Origin of the sequence: Prevotella veroralis DSM 19559 = JCM 6290 (genome assembly GCF_000377625.1) — a bacterium.
Lineage (GTDB): Bacteria > Bacteroidota > Bacteroidia > Bacteroidales > Bacteroidaceae > Prevotella > Prevotella veroralis.
Genome location: NZ_KB898331.1, coordinates 99,931 through 120,200, shown reverse-complemented (window position 1 = coordinate 120,200; position 20,270 = coordinate 99,931). Strand labels below are relative to the sequence as shown.

The 20,270-nt window shown below is 40.5% G+C and carries 16 protein-coding genes; 4 read left to right on the top strand and 12 right to left on the bottom strand.

Annotated features, from left to right (window positions below):
- Positions 1-16: 16 nt before the first annotated feature.
- From D464_RS0107710 to D464_RS0107685, 6 genes are all read right to left on the bottom strand, one after another.
- The gene (locus D464_RS0107710) at positions 17-2,539 is read right to left on the bottom strand and encodes a ribonucleoside-diphosphate reductase subunit alpha (protein WP_018910891.1); all 2,523 of its coding nucleotides are present in this window, start codon (positions 2,537-2,539) and stop codon (positions 17-19) included.
- A 613-nt stretch (positions 2,540-3,152) separates the two neighbouring features.
- Positions 3,153-3,995: a prolipoprotein diacylglyceryl transferase gene (lgt, locus tag D464_RS0107705; protein ID WP_018910890.1), complete on the bottom strand. Its 843-nt coding sequence runs from the start codon at positions 3,993-3,995 to the stop codon at positions 3,153-3,155.
- An 18-nt stretch (positions 3,996-4,013) separates the two neighbouring features.
- Positions 4,014-5,117, bottom strand: a complete 1,104-nt coding sequence (ychF, locus tag D464_RS0107700) for a redox-regulated ATPase YchF (protein WP_018910889.1) — start codon at positions 5,115-5,117, stop codon at positions 4,014-4,016.
- Between the two features lie 170 nt (positions 5,118-5,287).
- Positions 5,288-6,352: a ribonuclease III gene (rnc, locus tag D464_RS0107695; protein WP_018910888.1), complete on the bottom strand. Its 1,065-nt coding sequence runs from the start codon at positions 6,350-6,352 to the stop codon at positions 5,288-5,290.
- A complete protein-coding gene (gene fabF, locus D464_RS0107690; protein ID WP_018910887.1) occupies positions 6,342-7,604 on the bottom strand; it encodes a beta-ketoacyl-ACP synthase II in 1,263 nt (420 codons plus the stop codon). The genes rnc and fabF overlap by 11 nt, the downstream gene beginning before the upstream one ends.
- 90 nt (positions 7,605-7,694) lie before the next feature.
- On the bottom strand, positions 7,695-7,931 hold the full coding sequence (locus tag D464_RS0107685) for an acyl carrier protein (protein ID WP_004383083.1): 237 nt from the start codon (positions 7,929-7,931) through the stop codon (positions 7,695-7,697).
- Positions 7,932-8,837: 906 nt separating this feature from the next.
- On the opposite strand from D464_RS0107685, the gene D464_RS0107675 reads away from it, so the two are divergent.
- From D464_RS0107675 to mutS, 4 genes are all read left to right on the top strand, one after another.
- Positions 8,838-9,443, top strand: coding sequence for a DUF4254 domain-containing protein (locus D464_RS0107675; protein WP_018910886.1), 606 nt, complete (start codon positions 8,838-8,840; stop codon positions 9,441-9,443).
- 219 nt (positions 9,444-9,662) lie between these two features.
- Positions 9,663-9,923: a type II toxin-antitoxin system HicA family toxin gene (locus tag D464_RS0107670; protein WP_018910885.1), complete on the top strand. Its 261-nt coding sequence runs from the start codon at positions 9,663-9,665 to the stop codon at positions 9,921-9,923.
- Between the two features lie 12 nt (positions 9,924-9,935).
- Positions 9,936-10,277: a type II toxin-antitoxin system HicB family antitoxin gene (locus D464_RS0107665; RefSeq protein WP_004383079.1), complete on the top strand. Its 342-nt coding sequence runs from the start codon at positions 9,936-9,938 to the stop codon at positions 10,275-10,277.
- Between the two features lie 176 nt (positions 10,278-10,453).
- Complete coding sequence (gene mutS / locus D464_RS0107660) at positions 10,454-13,114, top strand: DNA mismatch repair protein MutS (protein WP_018910884.1); 2,661 nt, start codon at positions 10,454-10,456, stop codon at positions 13,112-13,114.
- A 1,044-nt stretch (positions 13,115-14,158) separates the two neighbouring features.
- On the opposite strand, the gene D464_RS0107650 is transcribed toward mutS, so the two are convergent.
- From D464_RS0107650 to D464_RS0107625, 6 genes are all read right to left on the bottom strand, one after another.
- The gene (locus D464_RS0107650; protein WP_018910882.1) at positions 14,159-14,755 is read right to left on the bottom strand and encodes an aminotransferase class IV family protein; all 597 of its coding nucleotides are present in this window, start codon (positions 14,753-14,755) and stop codon (positions 14,159-14,161) included.
- A complete protein-coding gene (locus D464_RS0107645; protein WP_024985839.1) occupies positions 14,739-15,728 on the bottom strand; it encodes an aminodeoxychorismate synthase component I in 990 nt (329 codons plus the stop codon). The genes D464_RS0107650 and D464_RS0107645 overlap by 17 nt, the downstream gene beginning before the upstream one ends.
- Positions 15,729-15,779: 51 nt before the next feature.
- Positions 15,780-16,847 (bottom strand): sensor histidine kinase, encoded by a 1,068-nt coding sequence (locus D464_RS0107640; protein ID WP_018910880.1) that lies wholly within the window; start codon positions 16,845-16,847, stop codon positions 15,780-15,782.
- Between the two features lie 183 nt (positions 16,848-17,030).
- A complete protein-coding gene (locus tag D464_RS0107635; protein ID WP_018910879.1) occupies positions 17,031-18,965 on the bottom strand; it encodes a 4-hydroxy-3-methylbut-2-en-1-yl diphosphate synthase in 1,935 nt (644 codons plus the stop codon).
- Positions 18,966-19,090: 125 nt separating this feature from the next.
- Positions 19,091-19,597 (bottom strand): 5-(carboxyamino)imidazole ribonucleotide mutase, encoded by a 507-nt coding sequence (gene purE / locus D464_RS0107630; protein WP_004383071.1) that lies wholly within the window; start codon positions 19,595-19,597, stop codon positions 19,091-19,093.
- Positions 19,598-19,640: 43 nt separating this feature from the next.
- Complete coding sequence (locus tag D464_RS0107625; RefSeq protein WP_024985838.1) at positions 19,641-20,258, bottom strand: phosphatase PAP2 family protein; 618 nt, start codon at positions 20,256-20,258, stop codon at positions 19,641-19,643.
- Positions 20,259-20,270 lie beyond the last annotated feature (12 nt).

Sequence of the window (20,270 nt, the reverse complement as noted above, 5' to 3'; positions counted from 1 at the left end):
AGTTATTTTCGGAAAGTTAAGATGCACAACTCTCACATTCCTCCACCTCTAATGACTTACTTCGAACGTAATAAATCGTCTTTACTCCGCTCTTCCAAGCCAATAAGTACAGGTCGAGCACCTGGCGCATGGTGAAGTCGTTGGTGATATATAGGTTCATACTCTGCGCCTGGTCAATATGACGCTGGCGAACACCAGATGCCTTTATGCTCCACTTCTGGTTGATTAGATATGCACTCTTATACATCCAGTAAGTTTCGTCAGATAGTTCTGGAGCAACGCGAGGGAGCATACTCCCTTTCTTTTCCTCTAAGAAGAATCGCTTCATAATAGGGTCTAGTCCAGCCGTAGTTCCTGCAATGATACTAGTGCTACTGGTCGGTGCAACAGCCAATAGATAAGCATTGCGCATACCCTGTAAAGCCACTGTTTTGCGCACTTCTTTCCACTCATCACTATCGTAACCACGCTTGTCAAAGTATAGACCCGTTTGCCAGTCGCTACCCTCAAAGTACTGATAACTGCCCTTTTCTTTGGCTAGATTAGAGCTAGCAAGTATCGCCGAACGGTTGATAGTTTCGAACACTTTGTCCATAAATTGTAGATGTTCTTCACTCTCCCACTTTATTCTTCTCTTAGCCAAAGCATGGTGATAACCGCTGATTCCGAGCCCTATTGAGCGATATTTTTGATTAGTTATTTCTGCATAAGGAACGGGATAGAAGTTAAGACTTATCACATTGTCTAAGGCGCGAACTATCGTTGCTACCTTCTCTCTCATCTGTTCTTCATCCTCCAAAGGAAGGCGACCTAGAGAAAGACTGGCTAGATTACAAACGACGAACTCACCCGGTTTGGTAGTTGTGACAACAATAGTTTCTCCGTCCTTCGTTTCGATAGTCTTCGATACAGTCTCTATAGGTGCCATGTTCTGCGCAATCTCCGTGCAGAGGTTAGAACAGTATATCATGCCCTTGTGGTGATTAGGGTTTGCGCGGTTAACTGTATCTCGATTGAATGTGAATGGAGTACCCGTCTCGACCGCAGAACGTAGAACCAATCGGATGATATCTTTGATACTTATCACACGACGCGTGAGTCTTTGGTCGTTGACACAATCGAGATACTTGCGTTCCCACTCCTCTCCGTAACAATCTTCAAGACAATATCCTTTGATGCGCATGATCTCATTTGGACAGAAAAGATACCAATTCTGATCCAAGTTCTCATCCGCCATCTTCCAGAAAAGGTCAGGATAACAAACAGCTGGGAAGATGTCATGTGCCTTCATACGATCGTCTCCGTTATTCGTGCGAAGTTGTAAGAACTCTGGTAAGTCCTTATGCCATACATCCAAGTAAACCGCTACTGCACCTTGACGCATACCCAACTGATCTACCGCAACTGCTGTATCGTTAACAAGTCTCATCCAACGAATTACACCACCAGCAACGCCTTTAAATCCTCTGATATTACCTCCCGTGGCACGCACCTTACCAAAGTACATACCCATACCACCGCCGAACTTGCTTACTTGTGAGAAGTTATCCAAACTACGATAAATACCATCAAGGCTGTCAGGAACGGTGTCGATGAAGCAACTGGATAGCTGATGATTAGGCTTGCGAGCGTTCGAAAGTGTTGGAGTTGCCATAGTAACTTCTAATTTACTAAGCATGTCATAGATGCGATGAACCCACATGAGGCGGTTCTCTTTCTGCTCTGGCATGGCAAGATGAAGGGCTATACCGAGATACATCTCCTGTACTCTCTCAATAGCTTTTCCCGCATAGTTCTTAATAACATAACGCTTTAGAAGAAGATCCAAACCCGAATAGTTCAATAGTTTGTTACGCTCTTCTTTGATAAAGGTAGCCGCTTCATTGATTTCCTCTTCAGTATAGTTCTGTAGGATATATTCACCATATAGACCTTCGGAAGTCATGTATTTCAACTTATTGTAGAAACCATCTATTCCAATTTCATCTTCCTGTTTCTTTATCTTCTGTTCAGCCCTATATGATAAGATGCGAGCCGATATCATCTCCCAGGCAGGAGCTTCAGGAGTGGTCAATTCTACGGCAGCTTTGATAAGAGTGTCTATAGCTTCTTTATGCGACATACCCGGTTTGCAAAGGTTAGCAAACTTCTCTTGAAGAGTCATCATACTATATACACGCTCTCGATACTCACGTGCCACGTCTTGCAGAACAGTGGTTAATTCGGTATCATCAGCCATTCGAGCTATGTCATTGATAGCCTTTCTCTGCTCGTTGCGTTGGTATCTAAAGAGGATGAAGTTCTTTGCTTCGTCATAATGACCGTGCATCATGAGATGCTTCTCCACCTGATTTTGAATCTCTTCAACGGTTCTTTGGTCTGGATTATCAATGATAATCTGCTCAACCTCAGCCACCATTGCGGCTATCTCTTCGTCCTTTATGGTCTTACCAGTGCTGATAAAACTCTTCTTAATGGCTATCGCTATCTTGTTATTATTATATCTTTCCGATTCGCCATTACGCTTTATTATATCCATTGAATCTATTTATAAGTTTTCTATTTTAATCTACTTCTAATCGAATAAATAACTATTATGCCTTTGATAAACAATTATTTATCAAATAGTTACGTATTATTTGTATCTTTATTATTGGCAAAGTTACCAAAAAATAACGATAGATTGTTGTCTAAAATGGATATTTTTTAATCCTTATAAAGTTTTAATAATTATCGAATTAATCTATTTTCTGATGTGTTGGAAATAGTATTTTTCAGTAATTATAAGTCTTATCTCTATTGTCTCAAAACGTTTCTAATTGAAGATGTAATTATCCGTTATAAATTGAGAAAGTAGCTCTTTTATCCTTTTAAAAGCCTATGTATGATAGAGAAAACAGCTCTTTAAATTAGAGAAAGGCTTTTCTTATTTAGGAAAATAGACTAAAAATAGAATTTAAACAGATGAAAGGCAATATAAAAATAGATTATTTTTTATATTAAGAAATGCTCTCTTCTACCCTATTCGGGTGTTTTGAATAATAAAGATGAGTGTTTATAGTAAGAAAGAAGGGTATAAAGAAAGACTGTTCCAAATATTATCTATAATGTATCTAAACGATAGATTGATATTTAGAACAGCCTTTAGAGTATTATACTTTAGTTGGTTTTGCTTTAAAGGAGTGCCTGATAGCTCCTAAACCTATTATAATGAACGGAATACTAAGTATCTGTCCCATATCAATAGGAAGGCCTGCTTCGAATGTTTCTTGCACCTCCTTGGTGTATTCAATGAAGAATCTAAAGGTGAAGATAAGCGTTAAACAGAGACCGAAAAAGAGTCCTGTACCCACTTTCTCAGGGTGGCGTCTATATATAAAGTATATGATTGCGAAGAAACAAATGTATGCTATCGCCTCATAGAGTTGCCCTGGATGGCGTGGATAAGTATCAACTTTATAGAAGATAAACGCCCATGGCACATCAGTAACCTTACCGATTATCTCTGAATTCATAAGGTTTCCAAAACGAATAAAGGTCGCTGTGAGTCCTGAAACAATCCCAAAGAAGTCAAGAACAACCCATGTTGGCATCTTCATACGATGTATGTAAAGGGATAAACCAATGAGCATTCCAATGACACCACCATGTGATGCGAGTCCTTGATAGCCTGAGAAAGTCCATGAACCATTAGCTAAATGCTTGATAGGGACGATCATTTCGATGACATGATCCCATGAAGTAAGGAAGTATTCGGGCTCATAAAAGAGGCAATGACCCAATCTTGCACCTGCAAGAATGCTTATGAACATGTAAAGGAAGAGTGGTTCAAACTTCTCATCAGGGTAATTATGGCGTTTATAGAGCCACTTCATCATGAAGAAGCCGAGTGCTAAACCCACTAACCAACACATTCCATACCATCGAATACCTGCAGAACCAATATGTATGAGATACTCGTCTGGTCTCCAAGCAATATAAAGTAACGTATTCATAGTGATGTGAGTTATTGCTTATACATTGAATCGGAAGTGCATGATATCACCATCTTGTACAACATACTCCTTACCTTCTATGCCTAGTTTACCTGCTTCTCTGATAGCTGCCTCAGAGCCATATTTAATGTAATCTTCGTATTTGATGACCTCAGCACGTATAAATCCCTTTTCAAAGTCGGTGTGAATAACACCTGCACATTGTGGTGCTTTCCATCCTTTATGGAATGTCCATGCCTTCACCTCCATCTCACCTGCAGTGATGAAAGTCTGTAAGTTGAGGAGATGATAAGCCTTATTGATAAGACGGTTCACACCACTCTCTTCCAAACCAAGCTCTTCGAGGAACATTTGCTTATCCTCATAACTATCGAGAGAAGCGATGTCTTCTTCTGTCTTAGCAGCTATAACCATTGCTTCAGCTCCTTCTTCAGCAGCAATCTTCTCAATCTGTTTGCTGTATTCATTGCCTGTCTTTGCGCTAGACTCGTCTACATTGCAAACATAAAGAACTGGCTTAGTGGTTAAAAGGAAGAGATCGTGTGCTGCTTGTTGTTCTTCTTTGCTTTCGAACTCAACGCTACGTGCATTCTTACCTTGCTCTAGTACCTCCTTATAAGCTTCTAGTACAGATACAAGGATCTTAGCATCTTTATTACCAGTAGCTGCAATCTTCTGTTGTTTTGCGAGTTGTGACTCTATCGTTTCAAGGTCTTTTAACTGCAACTCAGTATCAATAATTTCTTTATCTTCTATTGGATTAACAGCCATACCACCTTCTCTTACAACGTTATCATCCTCAAAGCAACGAATAACATGTATGATGGCGTCACATTCACGGATGTTACCAAGGAACTTATTACCGAGTCCTTCACCCTTAGAAGCTCCCTTTACAAGCCCTGCAATATCAACAATCTCGCAGGTAGCAGGAACGATTCTTCCTGGGTGAACAATCTCTGCTAACTTATTGAGGCGTTCGTCTGGAACGCTAATTACACCGAGATTCGGTTCGATAGTACAGAACGGGAAGTTAGCTGCCTGTGCTTTGGCACTGCTTAGACAGTTGAAAAGAGTAGACTTACCAACGTTTGGTAGTCCTACTATACCACATTTTAATGCCATGTTCTAATAAACGTTTATATCTTTGATGCAAAAGTACATAATTAATTCGAGACTAGCAAATAGGTAGTAATTGATAGGTTAGTAATGGTGTTAGAGCTGGTATTTTAAGATAAAAGAAAAGACGATGATAGTCAATCATCATCGTCTTTTCTTTTATTAAGGTATGATCTTTACTTTTCGAAAGCTTGTGATTCAGCTGCCGCAATAATACTCTCTTTGTCCATCTTTTGTGAATGAGAGATACCCGAGAGATCGAATTCATCAGCCTTAGAATCTTCTTCTTCCTGTTGGAAAAAAGCATTTTCTTTTGTCTTCTTATTGTCTGCGGCAGATGTTTTCTCATCGAATACTTCTGTATAGAAAGGTGTTTCCTGCTTTTCTTTTTCTGTATCTGAGCTTACGATAAAACTCATGTCTTGCGATGTTTCAGGTACATTTAAGACTGGTTCTTCCTCCATCTTTGTGCGGTTAGCCTTAGCTGAAAAGATCTCTTCAATGAACTGTGGTTCACGACGAAGACGCTGAAGAGTGAGTTTAGCAGCCTCTTGTTGTCCTTCTTTCTTTGAGTATCCACGTCCCTCACCACATGCAATCTCTTCCATAAAGACTTGGAAGTGGAAAGTAGGACTGCCTTGTTTGTCCTTCTCATGTTCGATGAGTCGGAACTCCATATTGACCTTATTCTTCTGGCTCCATTCGATGAGCTTTGACTTAAAGTTCACTTCTTTATATGCCACCTTATCTATATTAATGAGTTCACCAAGAATCTGCTTTCTCATAAACTCCATACAAGCATTGTAGCCATGATCAAGATAAAGTGCCCCAACAAGTGCTTCAAATGCATTTCCTCCCATATAACTATTGTGAGAAGAAGAGTGCCCATTAGAGAGAATCAATTGATTGATTCCCATCTCTTTAGCCAATCTGTTGAGTGTATCACGTTGTACTATCTTGGAGCGTGTATTGGTAAGGAAGCCTTCACGCTTATATGGGAAATGCTCGTAAACAATGTCGCCAACAATAGCATCAAGTATTGCATCGCCGAGAAACTCGAGTCGTTCATTGTTTACAGGCTTTCCCTTTGCATTACGACGTGCTATACTCTTGTGCAAAAGAGCAGTCTTGTAATAATCGATATTGTGGGGAATAAAGCCAATGATATGGTACAAAGACAAATAAAGCTCCTTCTCCTTGCGGAAAGGGAGCTTTATTCTATCAACTATATTATTCAGCATATTTCTTGAATATGACACAAGCGTTGTGACCACCAAAGCCGAAGGTGTTGCTGAGTGCAGCACGAACTTCACGTTTCTGAGCTTTGTTGAACGTGAAATTTAAGTTGTAATCCAGCTCTGGATCATTATCATTTTCTTCGTGATTGATAGTTGGAGGAACTATATCATTTTGCACAGACAATACGCAAGCCATGGCTTCTACAGCACCAGCGGCACCGAGTAAGTGACCTGTCATACTCTTTGTAGAAGAGATGTTGAGCTTGTAAGCAGCTTCACCAAACAACTCCTTGATGGCTTTAGCTTCTGAGATATCACCAACATGAGTAGAAGTACCATGTACGTTGATATAGTCTATATCCTCTGGATTCAAGTGCGCATCATTTAAAGCTGCCTTCATGACGAGTTTAGCACCAAGTCCCTCTGGGTGAGATGCAGTGATATGATGAGCATCAGCAGATTCACCTTCACCAACCATCTCTGCATAGATCTTAGCACCACGAGCCTTTGCATGCTCTAATTCTTCGAGTATCAAGCAGCCAGCACCCTCTCCCATTACGAAGCCATCACGGCTTGCTGAGAATGGACGAGATGCATGTTCTGGGTCATCATTGCGTGTTGAAAGTGCGTGCATAGCATTGAAACCACCTACACCACAAGCACAGATGGCAGCTTCTGCACCACCACTAACAATGATGTCAGCCTTTCCTAAACGAATCTGATTAAATGCTGATGCTAATGCATTAGTAGATGAAGCACATGCAGATGTTGTTGTGTAGTTAGGACCATGGAATCCGAAGTGGATTGAAATCTGTCCTGCCGCAATATCAGCGATCATCTTTGGAATGAAGAATGGGTTGAACTTAGGACCATTCTCTAGATGTTGTGCATAGTAAGTAACCTCATCTTCGAAAGTTTTGATACCACCAATACCTACACCATAGATAACGCCAACGCGGTTTTTATCAACTTTCTCCAAGTCGATAGCAGCGTCCTTAACACCTTGCATAGCACTGATAATTGCTAATTGAGTGTAACGATCAAGTTTGCGAGCCTCCTTACGATCAATGTATTCATTGACGTTTAGGTTCTTAACCTCACATGCAAATTGTGTCTTGAACTGCGTTGTATCGAAATATGTAATAGGTGCAGCACCACTCTTACCTGCCAGCATATTCTGCCAAGTCTCCTCTGGAGTATTGCCTAAAGGAGTAACGGCACCAAGACCTGTTACAACTACTCTCTTTAATTCCATGCGTTGAAATATAAGTTAAAACAAGTAACCTAAAAAAAAGCCAAGCAAAACAAAGTGCTTTGCCTGGTGCTTTTTACATATAGGCTAAACTTACTTAGCGTTTTCCTCAATGTAAGCGATTGCATCGCCAACAGTAGCAATCTTCTCAGCCTTATCGTCTGGAATAGAGATACCAAACTCTTTCTCAAATTCCATGATGAGCTCTACAGTGTCCAAAGAGTCTGCACCAAGATCGTTTGTGAAGCTTGCCTCTGGCTTAACCTCTGCCTCGTCAACACCAAGTTTATCTACGATAATAGCCTTTACTTTTGATTCAATTTCTGACATAACTGTAAGTTTTAAATTGTTTAATATTGATTTCTAAATTCTAAAATGCGCCTGCAAAGGAAATATAAATTTTCCATGTATGCAAGTTTTTGACGTAAAAAAGCACTCAAACATGCACAACACCCTATAGTTTGTGCATGTTTTTCTATGATTTATCACTTTATCTTGCGTCTCTTCAAACGATTATCTCACTTCATTCAAATGTTACTTATAATATAAGGTAAGTTAGTTTTAGCCTTTCTTTGATATAAATTATGTGCTGGATTTATAATGATGTCTTATTAAGAGGAGATAGTTCTTCACTTTAAATTACTTATGGTTGCAATGGAGTTAGTATGAAATAAGTTAAATGCCTTATGTTTTCCATAGTTTTCAAAAGCCTCATTGGTTTACTACAAAACCCAAATTATTTTTATATTTCAGTTGCTGTCAGTTTTAACATTTCGGCTAATTATTTATATAGCAATAAGTTATAACTAATGAAAGTATGACAGGAGTGACAGGAAAATGAAAATATCTCTTAGTAATATTGTTATTATGTCTTTCCGTTTATCCTTTTTGTTATACTCTTATCCAGTAGTATTGCCCCCTGTACCTACTTATTTCTCAAAATGAAAAGACGCCCTTTTCGCATTCAAGGGAGGCTCTCGTTACAGGAAGAAGAGCCTTTTGTTATGGGTAAGTAAGGCTCTTCTGTTTTCTTATACATCCCTACCCTATCTTTTTCCGCACACTAGTAGCTCATAAGAAAATAATCTTTTGCATTGTACGGAAAACATTCTTGTTATTGCTTTTATATCTTTCTTTCCTTTCTTTAAATCCTATAGGCATTAAAAACATCTGTTTTATTTTGTGCTTTAAGTATTTTGGTTTATATTTGCACAATAATTAAAAAGTAATACCCGAATGTCATTTACAGAACAGTGTAACGAGATCTTTAATCAAGCTATTCGTGATTATCATGTCACAGATAACGTTGATACCCCGATTAATAACCCTTATGACAGGGAGTCGATAGAGAATCGTCTCTATTTGAAATGCTGGATTGATACCGTTCAATGGCATTTCGAAGATCTTATCCGTGACCCACATCTCAGTCCAGAAGATGGTATGAGTCTTAAGCACAGAATAGACCGTTCAAATCAAGATCGTACAGATCTTGTAGAACAGATAGACTCTTATTTCCGTCAACTCTACTCTGATGTAACGCCTTTACCGAATGCTACTATTAACACTGAGAGTCCTGCGTGGGCAGTAGATCGCCTCTCTATCCTTGCATTAAAGATATATCACATGAAGGAGCAGACCGAGCGTAAAGATGCATCAGAGGAGCATATAGAGAAGTGTAAGTCGAAGTTGAATATCCTTTGTGAGCAACAGAAAGACCTTAGTTTGGCTATTGATCAGTTGCTTGATGATATTCAGCATGGACGAAAATATATGAAGGTTTACAGGCAGATGAAGATGTACAACGATCCTTCAACGAATCCGATACTTTATAAAAAGAAGTAACGATATATTGAAAACCTTTCCTTGTTTATGGGAAAGGTTTTCTGTTTATAAACCACCCTACCCCACTCTATCTTCTGTAAAATGCTTTTTTCAGTTATTGTTATAGAAGTCTTGGAATGAATGTCATGTTATTCTTTGTTATAATAAACCATTAAAAACAACCATAATAATTTGTGTTTGTAACTAATAATAGTTACTTTTGTACACGAGAAGACTATTATGAATAAGAAAGATAAGCTACTTAAACGTTTCAATGAACTCCCAAAAGACTTCTCTTTTGGTGAGATGGAAATGTTATTCAAGCAGTTTGGTTTCCATTTAGAACATAAAGGTTCCACATCGGGATCACGTGTTATCTTTGTAAATGAGAGTGATGGTAATCGTTACATTATGCACAAACCGCATCCAACTAATATTATTAAAGGGTACGTGATGAAGCAAGTAATGATATTCCTAAAGGTTAATAATTATATAAAGTAGGGAGGATACAACATGGGAACAATGACTTATAAAGGTTACATAGGCAGTGTTGATTATAGTGAAGAGGATAATTGCCTTTATGGAAAGGTGTTAGGTATGTGCAAGGATGCCATTACATACGAAGGTGAAAACGTGAATGATCTTCGTAAGGATTTTGAAGGTGCAGTAGACGACTATCTTAATAGTTGTGCAGCAGCAGGTATACAGCCTCATAAGTCATATAGTGGAAACCTCAATGTACGCCTTACTCCAGAGATTCATAGTCATATTGCACTATTGGCACAACAAGCTGGTATGACCATTAATGCATATATAAAAGAAACCTTGGCAAAGGCTGTTGGCGTTGCATTATAATGTTTTTTGCGAGGTAAATCTTAGTCTTTTATGTTGTTCTAAGGTCTACTTTAGAAGACTTCTTACCATTAACAAGTATGGTTAATGGTTTATTTATTTGGGCTTTCATAGTCTTTTTTGTACTTTTGTAAACTTTAAAAGGATATAAGAAAAGACTAAAAAAGACGTAAATAGCTATGGTAAAAGATGACAAGGGACTAACCCCAATGATGAAGCAGTTCTTCTCGATGAAGGCACAACACCCTGATGCAATGTTACTCTTTAGGTGTGGTGACTTCTATGAAACCTATGGTGAAGATGCAGTGGAGTCAGCTCGTGTACTTGGTATAACCCTTACTCGTCGTAATAATGGGGGACTTAGCGGTTCTATAGAGATGGCTGGTTTCCCTCATCATGCCCTTGATACCTATCTACCTAAGCTCATCCGAGCTGGTAAAAGAGTTGCTATTTGCGACCAATTAGAAGATCCTAAGAAGAAGCGAGAGGCTATTAAGGGTAAAAAAGGCTTATCCGCAATGGATAAGATGGTGAAACGTGGTATCACAGAGTTGGTTACTCCAGGTGTAGCCCTTAGTGATAACGTGTTGAACTATAAGGAGAATAACTTCTTGGCTGCCATTCACTTTGGTAAAAGTGCATGTGGTGTCAGTTTCTTGGATATATCAACTGGTGAGTTCCTAACGGGCGAAGGAACCTTTGATTACGTCGAGAAGCTGTTTGGAAGTTTCCAACCTAAGGAGGTATTATTCGATCGTTCGAAGCGAAGAGACTTCGAACGTTACTTTGGAACACGCTTATGTACGTTTGAGATGGACGATTGGGTCTTCACCGATCAGACTGCTCGTCAAAAGTTACTAAAGCACTTTGGCACTAAAAACCTTAAGGGTTTCGGTGTTGAACACTTGTCTAATGGTGTGATAGCAGCAGGTGCTATCCTGCAATACCTTGACCTTACGCAACATACACAGATAAATCATATCACCTCATTAACGCGTATTGAAGAGGATAAATACGTGCGAATGGATCGCTTTACGGTTCGTTCTCTGGAGCTGATAGCCCCTATGAATGAGGGTGGAGCGTCTCTTCTTAATGTCATCGACAATACCATCACCCCTATGGGTGGGCGTATGCTTCGGCGTTGGGTGGTCTTTCCTTTGAAAGATGTAGCGGTTATCAACGAACGATTAGACATCGTTGATCATTTCTTCCGAGCCTCCGATTTCCGTAACAACATTGATGAACAGTTCCACCAGATGGGTGACTTAGAACGAATCATATCTAAGGTAGCTGTTGGAAGGGTATCTCCACGTGAGGTGGTACAGCTGAAGAATGCTTTAAAAGCTATCGAACTAGTGAAAGCAGAATGCCTTTCTACGAATAATAAGTCGCTGAATAGGATAGGAGAGCAGTTGAATCTCTGTGCGAGCCTACGTGATCGTATAGAGAAAGAAATCAATGTTGACCCACCACAACTGGTCGCTAAAGGGGATGTGATAGCATCTGGATATGATAAGGAATTGGATGATTTACGTTCAATTCGTGATAATGGAAAGCAGTATCTACTTGAGATACAAGAGAAAGAGATCGCACAGACGGGTATAACCTCGCTTAAGGTGGGGTTCAATAATGTGTTTGGTTATTACTTAGAGGTGCGTAATACCTTTAAAAATAAGGTTCCTAAGGATTGGATCCGTAAGCAAACACTGGCACAGGCAGAGCGTTATATCACGCCAGAACTTAAGGAGTATGAAGAGAAGATACTTGGTGCTGATGAGAAGATATTGGCTCGTGAGGGGCAACTCTTTATGGAGTTGATTCAAGACATGCAACCTTTTATCCCACAGATACAGGTTAATGCCAACCTTGTGGCACATCTCGACTGCTTGTTATCATTTATGAAGATAGCCTTACAACAGCATTATGTGCGCCCGACAGTGGATGAGTCTGATGTACTGGACATACACCAAGGGCGTCATCCTGTTATAGAGACTCAGTTGCCAATAGGTGAACAGTACGTTCCTAATGACGTTAAGTTAGATACCGAACATCAGCAGATTATGATGATAACAGGTCCTAATATGGCTGGTAAATCAGCCCTTTTGCGTCAAACAGCACTGATAGTTCTCTTGGCACAAATAGGTTGTTTTGTTCCTGCGGAGCGTGCGCGTATTGGTATAGTAGATAAGATCTTCACACGTGTGGGGGCTTCCGACAATATCTCATTGGGTGAGTCAACCTTTATGGTAGAGATGACTGAGGCCGCAAATATCCTCAACAATGTCACGCCGCGTTCGTTAGTTCTCTTTGACGAGTTGGGACGTGGCACCAGTACATACGATGGAATAAGCATTGCATGGGCGATAGTTGAGTATCTACATGAGCATCCTAAAGCACAGGCGCGAACGCTCTTTGCGACCCATTACCATGAATTGAATGAGATGGAGAAGAGCTTCTCTCGCATCAAAAACTATAATGTTTCTGTGAAGGAGGTAGACGGTAAGATCATCTTTCTTCGTAAGTTAACACGAGGCGGAAGTGAGCACTCTTTCGGTATTCATGTTGCTGAAATCGCTGGTATGCCACGCTCAATAGTAAAGCGGGCAAACGTTATTCTAAAGGAGTTAGAGGCTGATAATTCACAAGTGGGAAGTGTTGGTAAGTCTGCTGTCGAGCATTTGGAGAAGAGTAGGGAGGGCGTTCAACTCTCTTTCTTCCAGCTTGATGACCCTGTACTTACGCAGATTCGTGATGAGATTCTTGGGCTTGATGTCAATAACTTAACGCCTGTTGAAGCCCTTAATAAGCTCAACGATATTAAGAAGATACTGAACGGATAGATTCGTAATAAGCACTTATAATATAAGCCAATACATACTGGTCTTGCATAAACTCACGTGTATTGGCTTTTTTATGTGTTATAGTTTGATGAAAAAAAGGGGTAGGCTTATATTTGTAAGAAACCACATTAATATAAAGGCAGCCATCACAGCATCATTTCCCCATAGTGTTTTCTTAAAGTGTTTGAGTACTCGTTCCCTCCTGTTATTACGTTCGTATAGTTTAGAGATGATATAGTTAGCAGTTAGAAAGACAATCAGAAAAGCTATACAAAAGTCCCATTTGGGGCTTATTACGTATATGTTTAGCTTGAAGAATAAAATCATCAAGGGTATAAAAAGAGGCAGGCAAATCATAAATGGACCATCCATTCGCCCTGTGTATTTATGTTCTCCGACATAATAAAGATAATCAATAAAGTGGTAATGTATCCTCTTCTGCGGTATTCTCATAGGATGAAACTATCTATATTATCAGATGTTACGATTGTACGAAACTATATGCCTGATTCGTAAATATGCTCTTGTTGCATACAAGGACAAATATAGCTATTTTGTAGTGGAGTACAAAATTCTTATAAGATATTTGTATTGCAATACCAAAAAAACATAAGATTTTTGTATTCTGGGGCTTTTGCTGCTTTCTAACTCATGGTTTCCTCTTTCCTTCTTAACTTTTTGCTCTGTTTTATTTGTATGTTTTTAAGTCTGCTGCAATTATCTTTCTTTCTGCAATACAGGCTCTGTCTCTTCTCTTAAAAATGCCATATAGCATTGCAGCTAATGGACTTGTATAGAAAAGGAAAAGCCTTTTAATGATAGCATCAAGGCTTATTTATATCATCAATAAGCTCTTTGATAATTAAAGAAGAGATTAATAATACATTATAAATAGATTAATAATAATTAATTTTTAATCTAATAATTTGTTTAAAACAGAGTTTCTTTGTGAACAGACAAGTGTTTCTAATGATTTAATAGTTGGTGTGCTGTAGGATAGGGGAGGCTCTTCTTATATGGAGAAGAGCCTATATCCCTAACGTCCTAACCTATAATCTTGTTCACTGGTAAGACCACTTCTCCGAGTTCCATCATAGCATTGAAGAGGCTAATCTGCTTGTAGTTAGGGAGGTCGGAGACGAGGAGTTCACGCTCTTGTAGTAGTCCTTTATCCAGCAAACTCTGCCTCATTGTACCTTGAAGGAGTGGGGTAGAGGGTGTAAACCATTGTTTGCCATCATAGAGAGCCACGTTTGTATAAGAGGTATCAGTGATGTGGTTATTGCGAATAATCAATATTTCGTCACACTTGCCTTGCTTTTCTTTGAGTTGATTAAGGGCAGACCGATCCACACTCTTGTATCTGTAATCAATGTTGTTGGCTGTAACAAGACGTAAGGAGTGTATTTCTTTGCGTTTGTAAGGCGTACAGCTCATGTCATGAATACCTGTCTCATCATAAATAAAACGTAGCTTAACAAGCCCAGAAGGAGCCTTTACGTTCTTTAGAATATCGTTAAGGAGTAGGGGAGTAGGCTGTCCGAACACTTCTAATCGTGTTTTGTTCATTCGCTGCTGATGGTATGCAAGGTTGCAGATGTGCCCATCCACGACCCTTAAAGACTCAATATATTGGCACATAAACCTTTTCTATTACCTCGTTGTATTCGTCATTATTATTGCTCTGAGCCGTTATACCGCCCCCAGCCTTATAGTAGTAATGTCCTTGCTCATCCTCATCTATGAAGCGAATCATCACTGCGCTATCCAGAGCACCATTACTGTAACAACCCATAACACCCGTATAGAAGTCCCTTTCATAGCCTTCCGCCTCATGAATAATCTCCATGGTTCGACGTTTTGGAGCACCTGTTATTGACCCAGCGGGCAGTAGGCGGAAGAGCAAACTACCAATTTCTTCTCTGTAATTAGTAGCGAGTTGCCCTGTAATCTCCGAACTTGTCTGCAATATTTGTCCTTTATTTGTCGCCAAACGGTCGATGTATCGATAGCGAGAGACGCTTACTTTACTTGCAATCATGCTCAAATCGTTGCGGATGAGGTCAACGATAGTAGCGTGTTCTGCCGCTTCTTTCTTGTTGTCTAACAGGGTTTTAGATGCGTGGGGGACTGTGGCAGCGATTGTTCCCTTCATCGGATAAGAAGAAATAACGCCCTTCTCATTGATACGAACAAATATCTCGGGGGAGAAACAGACGAACTTTCCTTTCATCCAACAGCGGTATAACGCCTTTGAACGTAGGAAGATGTCATGCAAAGAGAGGTTTGTTTGAATGGGGATCTTGCATGTGAGATTGGCTAAATAGCTGTCTCCTTGTTGCTCGTAATGCTTAATGAGATTGATGCGAGGCTCATATTCGTCTCTTGTGAGTGGTTGGATTTGCCATTCCACCTCCTCGTTATTACAGGATTCGTCGCTTGGAACGTTATCAAAAGAGGGAAAGGAATATAATAACTCCGTAGGATCTATATCGGAAGTCTCGGCTACGTAAGCCCCATTAGCCTCATAATTGATGATGAAGACAAAGTCTTTATTCTCCTTCGCCAATCTGTTCATGTGTTGTATGGCATCTTCCCTATTGTATAATCTCATGTTTTGTTTTATAGTTCCATATTGTTTTTGCACTTGAATCATCATCATTCTTTAATGCTCGAAAGGTGTGATAGTAATCTTTGTGCGGTATATGTTGCGGTCAATGACTTGATGGATGCGATAGTGGCGAGGGTATATTAACTCTAACCGGCGGTACATATTCTCCAGTCCAATGCCTTTCCCACTCTTGTCAGTGGCGTTCTTTGGGTAGTTACTATTCTCTGATAAGAAGATGATGTTACCGTCTTCTTCAATGATAGAGATGTGTATGAACGATGGATTGGTGGCACTGATACCATGTTTAAAAGCGTTCTCAACGGGCGTAAGGAATAACAGTGGGGCTATTAATAGCTGTGAGTTCTGAATTGTGAACTGGCTGGTTATCTCCACATTAGCCCCCGAACGAAGGCGCATGAGGTTGATGTAGTTCTTAATAAAGGCTATCTCGCCCATCAAACTCACCTCTTTTGGCTGCGTGGCATACAATGTGTAGCGCAATAACTCTGATAGTTGACCTATTGCCCGTTGTGCATTTGCAGGGCTGGTCTGCGTTAGTGACGCTATATTGTTCAGTGTATTGAAGAGGAAATGAGGGTTTAGTTGGTTCTTCAACCAGGCTAACTCTGCCTCTGTCATCTTCTGTTTCTGTTCTCTTAGCTGTCTTTTCAATGCGTTGTGACGGATATAATACCGCACAAAGATGGCTGCTACGACCATAGCATAGTTGAGTATCATCCATAGAACACCGAACTGATAGAATCCAATTCGGGTGGTATCGGATGGCAAGGTGGCGTTATATATGTTGAAAAACTGCTTATCCCAGAGGATAATAAACACTAAATTGATAATCCAAAAGGTCCATTGTTTAATCCTATCTTTTGCTTCGAAGAAGTAAGGAACAAGTAGATAGAAGTTGACCATGAAGACAATTAAGAGCAAGAAGAGTACTAAAGCGTTGATGCGAATTGACTCTTGAATGGTGTTGATATCATGTTCTATGAGCATGGTGACCAGTGTCCAGATAGAGACAAGAGCAGCATATACGCCTACCTGTGCGCCTAATATGGATAGATTATAGCGTCTCAGGGGTTGTAGCTTAAACCTCTTTAGTACCTTCATGGTGCAAAGATAGGTGATAAAAAGGAAAGATACAAGCGATTAATATACTACCTTTTTACTTTATCAACATTATTACTTTTTTTAACAGATACGCCTAATTTGCTCTATATAAGTGCCTTATACATGATGAATTCATTACAAAAAGCCCCTCGAAAGGGACTTCTCTTGATGATGGGATATCTATTACTTGTTCTTTTCTGCTTGATCAGCTCTTATCAAAGCAAGCAGATGCTCTACTGCTTCCTCCTCTGGTATGTTATGTTCAATGCACACTTGTTTACGATAGAGGCTCACCTTCTTCGGTCCAGCACCAACGTATCCGTAGTCCGCATCAGCCATTTCTCCAGGTCCATTAACGATACATCCCATGATACCTACTTTAAGTCCTTTCATGCCTTTAGTGGCTTCTTTGATGCGAGCAATGGTGGTTCTGAGGTCGTAGAGGGTACGTCCGCAGCCCGGACAAGAGATGTATTCGGTTTTAACCATGCGTAATCTGCCTGCCTGAAGGATAGCGAAAGCAGTCTGTTCAACATCTTCCTGTGCCAAATCTCCATTATTCATGAGCCATAAACCATCGGTGAGTCCATCCATCATGAGTGCTCCCATGTCCGCAGCAGCTTCTAGTTGGAATTGCTCTTTGGGGCTAACTATTAACGAAGCAGGTGTATTGGCTGGTTGTATAGGTGCATCCGTCGTAGAGTGTTGATACATTTGTGCGAAGATAAGAGGGTTCTTCACGCCTGCAACCATCAGTTGATGAGCCAGTGCGCGTTGGTCTCCAAGGCGGTTCTGATGGTTAGTCATGCAGATAACAACCACCTCTGGATGAGCTTTTAAGCATGCTAAGAACTCCTCGGAGGGTGTTCCAAACTTCAAAACAAGGAACTTCACATCCTTATTAATTGCACTGATGAAAGGCATACCAGTAACAGGAAAGATGGGATAAACGTTCTCCAACGATTGACAACCACTATTGGCAAGATTCATATAAGCATCATAATCGAGGATATACCTTTGCTTCTTCTCTTGTTTCTCTGGTAGTTCGCCCTGCACATAGATATAGTCTGGACTTGGCAACTCGGCTGATGAAACCTCAACAGCGGCTTGTTTAGGGTGACGAGTAGCAATGACTACAGGAACGTTATCGCCTCCTATGTTACCAGCAGCCACTGTCTTACGACGTTCGGGACGCAAGTAATCGAAACCAGCATAGGCTTCTCCAGGGATAAGAATATGCTTCTCGTGACGGCGAAGATACCATGCAAGGTACTTGGCAACGGGTATCTCACATTCAGGTTCCTCACTTAACGATACGCGAATGGTGTCTCCTATGCCATCAGCAAGCAATGCGCCAATACCAACAGCACTCTTGATACGACCGTCTTCACCCTCTCCAGCCTCGGTAACACCTAAGTGTAATGGGTAATTCATGCCCTCTTTCTCCATCTCGGAAACTAATAGTCGGACAGAGCGAACCATTACTACGGTATTAGAAGACTTGATAGAGATAACGACATCATGGAAGTTATGCTTGCGAAAGATGTGTAGGAACTCCATACAACTTGCCACTATGCCCTCCGGAGTATCGCCATATCGATTGCGAATGCGGTCTGATAAGCTACCATGATTTACTCCTATGCGTACTGCCGTATGGTTTTCTTTACAGATATTGATGAATGGAACGAGTCGATCCTCAATCTTCTTCAACTCCTGCGCATACTCTTCGTCAGTATATTCAAGCTTTTTGAATGTTCGAGCTGGGTCCACATAATTACCCGGATTGATGCGTACTTTCTCTGCATAGAGCGCTGCTACGTCTGCAACATTCGCATTGAAGTGAACGTCTGCACACAGAGGTGTGTTGTAACCAGCGGCTCTCAGCTCTGCATTGATATGTTTTAAGTTCTCTGCCTCACGCTTTCCTTGTGTGGTAAGGCGCACGAGTTCGCCTCCAGCATCAATGATTCTTTTGGCTTGAGCCACACTCCCTTCTGTGTCATCAGTGGATGTTGTGGTCATAGACTGTATACGAACTGGATTCTCACCACCGATGTTCAATGCCCCAACATGGGCTACTGTGGTCTTCCTCCTGGCATAGTTAAATAAATCAATCATTGTCTTTTATCTTCTTAATTCATACCCCATCATTCAAAACTCACGCCTCTCTCGATGCTTGGTAAGCGATTGTAACAATCATGAAGGATGAGTTTTGAATGGTGAGTTACGGCAAATAAAGTTGCTTAGCACTTATACTTATAGTCCTGAATGGCTGCTAGTTCCTTATTAGCCTTCTCTATCTTTTGTCCTAAAGACGCCTTCCAGTTATCAATCTTTTGTGCAATAGCATCGTTACCAAGCGCTATCATCTCTGCAGCAAGTATCGCCGCGTTCTGTGCACCATTGACTCCTACGGTTGCAACAGGTATCCCTGGAGGCATTTGAATTATCGATAACATCGCATCGAGACCATCAAGCATACCCTTGATAGGCACTCCGATGACTGGTAATGGGGTTGATGCGGCAATGACACCAGGTAAGGCTGCTGCCATACCAGCACCTGCGATGATTACTTTTACGCCTCTTCCCTTGGCTTCTTTAGCAAAGGTTTCAACGGCATCAGGCGTTCTGTGTGCTGAAAGAGCATTCACTTCGAAAGGAATCTCTTGCTGTTCTAACCACTTACAAGCCTTTTCCATTACGGGTAAGTCGCTTGTTGAACCCATGATAATACTAACTAATGGCTTCATATCTACTTCATGTTATAGTTGAGTTAATGCTTATCTCGTTTACTTATAAGTTTATAATCGTAAGGAATGAACTGACGATTCCAAGGAAGAAGCCCGATGTCACTTGTTCTAAAGAGTGTTGTCTAAGGATCATCCTACTGCTTCCAACCATCCCTGAAACTATCAGTGTAAGGCATAGCCACCACATTGGATCAAAGTTATATAACAATGAGAAGGCTATCAAAGAACCTGTTACTCCACCAATAGCTGCCGTGTGTGTCGATATTTTCCACCATATATTAATGATGGCACAGAGTATCTGTATGACCAGAGCAACTATGAGTATTGAGGTCAGCATGTGCGGTAGATGAAGTAAGTTCATGATGTAGAAGCACGTAAAATAGCACACAATGGATAATATATAAGGTACTACTCGCTTCTCTTTCTGCCCTAATTGTATAGGAGTCCACCCCTGATACTGACGGTAGAGATGGATAAGAACGGTGGGAAAAAGCACTGTAAAGGCATAAACCAATAGGATATAAGAGAGCTTAGCTTGCCACGGGAACATGCTAAGATAGCTGAAGGTAAAGATAGCAAGAATGCCTACTACGGGTAAGTAAAAGGGTGTGAGCACCATACTCACTACTCTTGCGGTTAATATAATATTCTTTTCATTCATCTCAAATGGTTC